This window comes from Streptomyces sp. NPDC000880 (assembly GCF_053599675.1).
On sequence record NZ_JBSFMS010000211.1, the window covers coordinates 1 to 5,865 of the forward strand.

Consider the following 5,865-nt stretch of genomic DNA (forward strand, 5'->3'; position numbering starts at 1 on the left):
GTCCCGGCCTGGATCGCCCCGGCACAGAAGTCTGACAGCGGCGTACCGCTCGTAGGCCAGCCGGCGGCCGGCCCCTTCACCGGCGCTGTCAGCAGCATCCCGCACTACCCTCACCCCTCCGGACATCGAAGTCCTGGACGGAAAGGAATCCCGGAATGGAGCATTCTCAGTCCGCCTCCCGGGCGCCGGACACTGTCTACATCAACGGCCGCATCTGGGCCGGGCTGCCCGCCCAAGGCTCCGCGGCCTCAGAGGTCCAGGAGCAACAGGCTCTCGCGGTGACGCGAGGGCGGGTGGTCGCGCTGGGCAGCGTCCACGACCTCCTGGAACTGACGGGGCCGGACACCAAGGTGGTCGATCTGGGCCACCGAACCGTGATCCCCGGTCTGATCGACGGCCATATGCACGCGGTGCGGGCCGGTGCCACCTGGTCCAGCGAACTGCACTGGTCCGGGATGCCCATGCTGTCGCACGCGCTGGACAGCATCCGCACGGCCGCCCGGGGCGCGGCGGCCGGCGAGTGGATCCGCGCCATCGGCGGCTGGCATCCCTGCCAGTTCGAGGAGAACCGGCCGCCCACCCGGGCGGAGCTCGACGAGGTGGCCCCGGACAACCCGGTCTACGTACAGGGTCTGTACGACGTGGCGGTGCTCAACAGCCAGGCGGTGCGGATCGTCGGCCTGGACGAGTGGACCGATCTGCCCGGCGACAGCGTCGAGCGCGACCCGGCCACCGGCCAGGCCACCGGCGTGGTCCGGGGACTGGCAGCATTCACCCGGTGCATGGCTGCCATACCCGTGCCGGACCCGGCCGAACAGCGCAGCTCCACCCGCGCCATGTTCGCCGACCTCAACGCGGTCGGTCTGACCGGTGTGGTCGACCCCGGCGGCTTCGGGATGTCGCCCGAGCGCTACGACCCGCTCTTCGATCTGTGGCGCGCGGGCGAACTGACCGCCCGGGTGCGGCTGTACGTCTCCGCGGTGGACGCCGGGCAGGAGCTGGATCAGCTCGACGGGTGGCTGCGCCACGCGCAGACCGGCTTCGGCGACGATCATCTGCAGGTGCTCGGCGTGGGCGAGATCATCCACTACGGCTGCCACGACTTCGAGGGCCTCACGCCCTTCGAGTTGGGCGACCAGTCGTACAAGGAGCTGCTGGCCATCACCCGGCGGGTCGCCGAACGCGGCTGGCCGATGCACATCCACGCGGTGCTCGACGCGACGATCGACCGCATCCTCGACGCGTGGGAGACGGTCCACCGGGAGACCCCCATCGACGGGCTCCGCTTCTCGCTGGCCCACGCCGACACCATCAGCCCCCGCAACATCGGACGGCTGCGGGCGCTCGGCGCCGGCATCATTGCCGACGACCACCAGGTCTTCAAGGGCGCTGCGTCGGCGCGTACCTGGGGACCGGGCAGCATGGAATCGGTGCCTCCGCTGGGAGACCTGCTGGAGGCCGGCGTACCGCTCGGTGCCGGGACGGACGCGACCCGGGCCTCCTCGTACAGTCCCTGGCTCGCCCTGTGGTGGCTGGTCGAGGGCCGTTCCCTGGACGGCACCGTCAGTCGCGCCCCGCGGCACCGGCTCTCCCGCGAGCGGGCGCTCGACCTCTACACGCGCGGGAGCGCGTGGTTCTCCTTCGAGGAATCCGACCGCGGACATCTCTATCCGGGCGCATGGGCGGATTTCGCCGTTCTCAGTGCTGATTACTTCAGCGTGCCGGCTGAAGCGATCCCCGGTATCACCTCGGAACTCACTGTGGTCGGCGGGCGTACCGTCCACACGTCCGAAGCATTCCAGGGCTAATACCGACGGGCCCCGGGCCGCTCACTGGGGCCTGTCGGTGCAAGGCGCCGCAACTCGGGGGCGGAGCGGTCTGCCCGCGCCCTGCTGTGGGTGCGGGCCAGGCGCCGGTCGCGACGTGCGGCCGGCGCCGCGGAACCCAGTCATGAAGCGGGAGTCATGAGATGAACAACGCGATGCTGATCCGTGGTGGGACAGTCCTCACGGTGGATCCTGAGATCGGGGATCTGCCCAAGGGAGATGTCCTGGTGCAGGACGACCGGATCGTCGCGGTCGGCCGGGACATACCCGCCGACGGTGCACAGGTGGTCGACGCCACCAACATGATCGTCATGCCGGGCCTGGTGGACACCCACCGTCATCTGTGGCAGTCCGCCATGCGCCAGATCGCGGCGGACTGGACTCTGGGCCAGTACGCGGAGCGGATGCTCGGCGTCATCGGCCCCCGCTTCACCGCGGAGGACGTCTATATCGCCGACCTGATGGGGGCGTTGGAGTGCCTCAACGGCGGTGTCACCACGGTGCTCGACTGGTCGCACATCATGAACACCCCCGAGCACGCCGACGCGGCGGTGCGCGGACTCGCCGATTCGGGTATGCGAGCCGTCTTCGCCTACGGCTCGCCGAGGTCCCCCGCCGCGGAGTGGTACGCCTCGGACCTCACCCGGGTGGCCAATACGTACTTCAACTCGAAGGAGCAGTTGCTGACTCTGGCGCTGGCCAGCCTGGGACCCGAGTTCTCCTCACTGGAGGAGACCGTCGACGACATACGGCTCGCGCGGGATCTGTCCATCCCCACGTCGCTGCACGTCGGTGCGGGAATGCTCGGCCAGAAGCGCGCGATCACGCAGATGGCCGAGGCGGGGCTGCTCGGGCCCGACGTCGTCTATGTGCACTGCAACACCTGCACGGACGACGAGCTGCGCCTCATCGCGGACTCGGGCGGGCATGCCTCGATCTCGCCGCGAGTGGAGATGCAGATGGGGCACGGCTATCCGGCAACCGGGCGCCTGGTGGCGGCGGGGGTCCAGCCCAGCCTGAGTGTCGACGTGGTCAGTGGGGTCGGCGGCAGCCTGTTCGCCGAGATGCGTGGCACCCTGGAGGCGGAGCGCGGGTGGCAGAACCACATGGCGCTGACGCGCGGCGAGTGGCCCGGCGAACTGGCCCTGAGCACCCGGGACGTGGTGCGGATGGCGACCCTGGAGGGTGCCCGCACCCTCGGGTTGGGAGACCGGATCGGCTCGCTCAGCCCGGGCAAGCAGGCAGACATTGTGCTGCTCAAGGTGGACGTCCCCAACCTCTCCTTGATCAACCACCTTCCGGCCGCGGTCACCCTGTCCGACAGCGAGAACGTGGACACCGTCTTCGTGGCGGGCCGTCCGGTCAAGGTGGCAGGACGGATGCTCAGTCACGAGATGCGTTCCCTGCAGGAGACCCTGAGCGCCTCCCGGGACCGGCTGCTGATGGGCACGCCGTTCGCTCCCACCGTGGCCTGAGCCGGCAGACAAGACACTCGCACGGCCGGCATGGCCGGCATGGCCGTCGGTGCCGGCTCACCCGGCGGCCCGGCTTTTCCGACGGCCCACTTTTGCCTGCGGTACCGCCGAGACGTTTCAGGCTGTCATGGAACCTTAAATTATCGAGTTTCTTCCAGGACCCCGCACATCGACAGAAGCGGAATAACACCGGGGCATTACTCACCGCCGGGAACGCTAATGCGCACACATTCCCCCGCATAGGCAGATTGGCCTATTCATAGTCACGACGCATACCAGAGTTCCTGGCATTCCCGAATTCAGCGGGGATATGCCGGAGCTCGCTTTGGCGTGCCGTGAACTCCGGTCGGCGCGCACCGAGCCGTGGGCCCGACGTCTTCTCGGGATCCCCCTCGTGCCTGCCGCGCTCACCGGACTCGTGGCTGCCTCTCCGCGGCACTCCCCACCGGTCGAATGGGTCGGCCCGGCTCCCATGTCGCCTGCTGTCGAGCCTCAACTCCCGCTCATAACGCGCAGGTTGGCATGCCTGGCCTCACCGGCGGGCGATCAGTGAGCGGTCTGACCCCGGACCGCTTTCGCGGGCGCCTGTCCGGTGCCCGGCCGGCACGGGACGCCATTCCCACGGGCCGAAGACTTCCACTTCCCGCGGTGCGCGGTATGTCGCCAGCGGTGCGCGGCAGGCCCGCCGAACTCTGCCTGCCGTACCTCCTTGAATGCGCGTCACGGGACAACCGGATTCGTCACGCCCCGATCCTTTATCACCCCGGCACAAAGAATCCATGCACACTCTTGACATTCTTATTACGGCGCCACACTCTTACCGCATCCCACGGAAAAACGGCCGTCCCACCACGACCGGCCCTTAACCTCCGACGGTCGGACACACCGGATCCGGCATTCCCCCGCGCCATGCCCCACAGTTCCCGTGCTGAGGGGCATCCCCGCGGGCAGCGCCTCGTCCGCGTGTCCCCGGATATCCGTTTCCCACCTGCTCGCGTCGCTGCGCCGCGTCCACGCACCCCCGTCCCCCGCCCCGCGTCCTAGCGGGAGCGATCGCCCTCCCCGGAGTCCCCGTTGAGCAACCACTCTGTCGATGTCACCGATGACACCGCACAGCCGGTCACCACGAACATCACAACGGCCCCCAGCCCACTGCGCACCTCGCTGGTCACCATCGGCTTCACCGTCCTGGCCGTCTCGTTCATGGTCAACGCCATGGACCGGCAGATGTTCTATCCCATGCTGCCCAACATCGCTGAGGCGTACGGGTTCTCGCTGTCCCAGGGAGGGCTGCTGGCCACCGGATTCACGCTCGGCATGGCGCTGGCCGGACTGCCGGCCGGATATCTCATGGACCGGTACTCCCGCAAGGCCGTCCTCCTCATCAGCATCGTGATCTACTCGGCGGGAACCCTCGCCACTCCCCTGGCGCGGGGATTCGCCGACATGGTGGTCTACCGCCTGATCTCGGGGTTCGGAGAGGGCATGCAGGCCGCAGCGCTGTTCGCCGCGATCGGGGCCTACTTCTTCCACCGCCGGGGATTCGCGTTCGGCCTGCTCGGGGCCGCCTTCGGTGTGGGCGTCTTCATCGGACCGCTGGCGGGCACCCAGCTCGCCACCGTCCAGGGCACCTGGCGGGCGCCCTTCGTGCTGTTCGGCCTCTGCGGCCTGGTGGTCACCCTGATCGCCGTGTTCACCGTGCGCAAGTCACTGACCGAGCGCACCACAGGCGGCGGCACGAAGACGGCCGCGGAGTCCTTCGACCACGTGCCGGCCTCACCGTACAACCGGAACTCCATCGCCCTGGCCGCGGCCTCGGCCGTGGGAGGCATGGTCTTCTACGGTTTCATCGGGCTGTACCCGACCTACCTGCGCACCGTGCTGAACTTGGAGCCGGGCCAGGCGGCGTTCGCGGCCAGTTGCGTCGGTTTCGGCTCGATCATGTCGATACCGGCCGGCTGGCTCGGCGACCGCTTCGACCAGCGCAAGATACTGATGGGCACCTTCCTGATGATCTCGGTGTCCGGCTGGCTGATCTACAACGGCCCGACCACGGCCGGCTGGCAGTACCTGCTCGCCTTTGTGATGGGCACCTTCTCCAGCGGATTCCTCTACACCACCTGCCAGACCGTCATGCAGCGCGCCGTGCGCCCCGAGTACGTCGGACGCGGCGCCGGAATGTTCGTCACCACCTACTACGCGGCGGCGGCGGGTTCCGGACTGCTGTTCGCCACGCTCGTCGACGCCATCGGCTGGTCCGGAGCCGGACTGTGGCAGCTGACCATCCTGCCGCTGGTGGGTCTAATAGCGCTGGCCTTCGTCGACACGTCGCGCTTCAACAACGCCAAGGCATCGGCCTGAACCGGCCGCACGCGCACAACCCGAGGGGCCAGGACCGGCCGTGCCGATCTCGCCCTTGAGGGGCAGCAGCGCTCGGGGCTCCGGCTGCCCGCGTGACACCCTTCGAACCGTCGGCAGGGGCCAACTGCGGATCGCCCTGCGCGCGTACGCCTCCGAGGGGCACCGGCCCGACGCGGTGCTCTCCCGCGCCTCCCGCTTTCTGC

At 68.8% G+C, this 5,865-nt stretch carries 3 protein-coding genes and 1 pseudogene; all 4 read left to right on the forward strand.

Annotated features, from left to right (window positions below; translation table 11 throughout):
• Positions 1 to 155: 155 nt before the first annotated feature.
• Complete coding sequence (locus ACWDO5_RS34985; protein WP_450534570.1) at positions 156 to 1,808, forward strand: amidohydrolase; 1,653 nt, start codon at positions 156 to 158, stop codon at positions 1,806 to 1,808.
• Positions 1,809 to 1,969: 161 nt separating this feature from the next.
• Positions 1,970 to 3,301, forward strand: coding sequence for an amidohydrolase family protein (locus tag ACWDO5_RS34990; RefSeq protein ID WP_450534571.1), 1,332 nt, complete (start codon positions 1,970 to 1,972; stop codon positions 3,299 to 3,301).
• Between the two features lie 1,074 nt (positions 3,302 to 4,375).
• The gene (locus ACWDO5_RS34995; RefSeq protein ID WP_450534572.1) at positions 4,376 to 5,662 is read left to right on the forward strand and encodes an MFS transporter; all 1,287 of its coding nucleotides are present in this window, start codon (positions 4,376 to 4,378) and stop codon (positions 5,660 to 5,662) included.
• A 1-nt stretch (position 5,663) separates the two neighbouring features.
• Positions 5,664 to 5,865: pseudogene (locus tag ACWDO5_RS35000) on the forward strand (hypothetical protein); the annotation flags it as partial.

Coding starts and splice junctions, on each gene's coding strand:
- ACWDO5_RS34985 (WP_450534570.1), top strand. CDS start 156: ATGGAGCATTCTCAGTCCGCCTCCCGGGCGCCGGACACTGTCTACATC.
- ACWDO5_RS34990 (WP_450534571.1), top strand. CDS start 1,970: ATGAACAACGCGATGCTGATCCGTGGTGGGACAGTCCTCACGGTGGAT.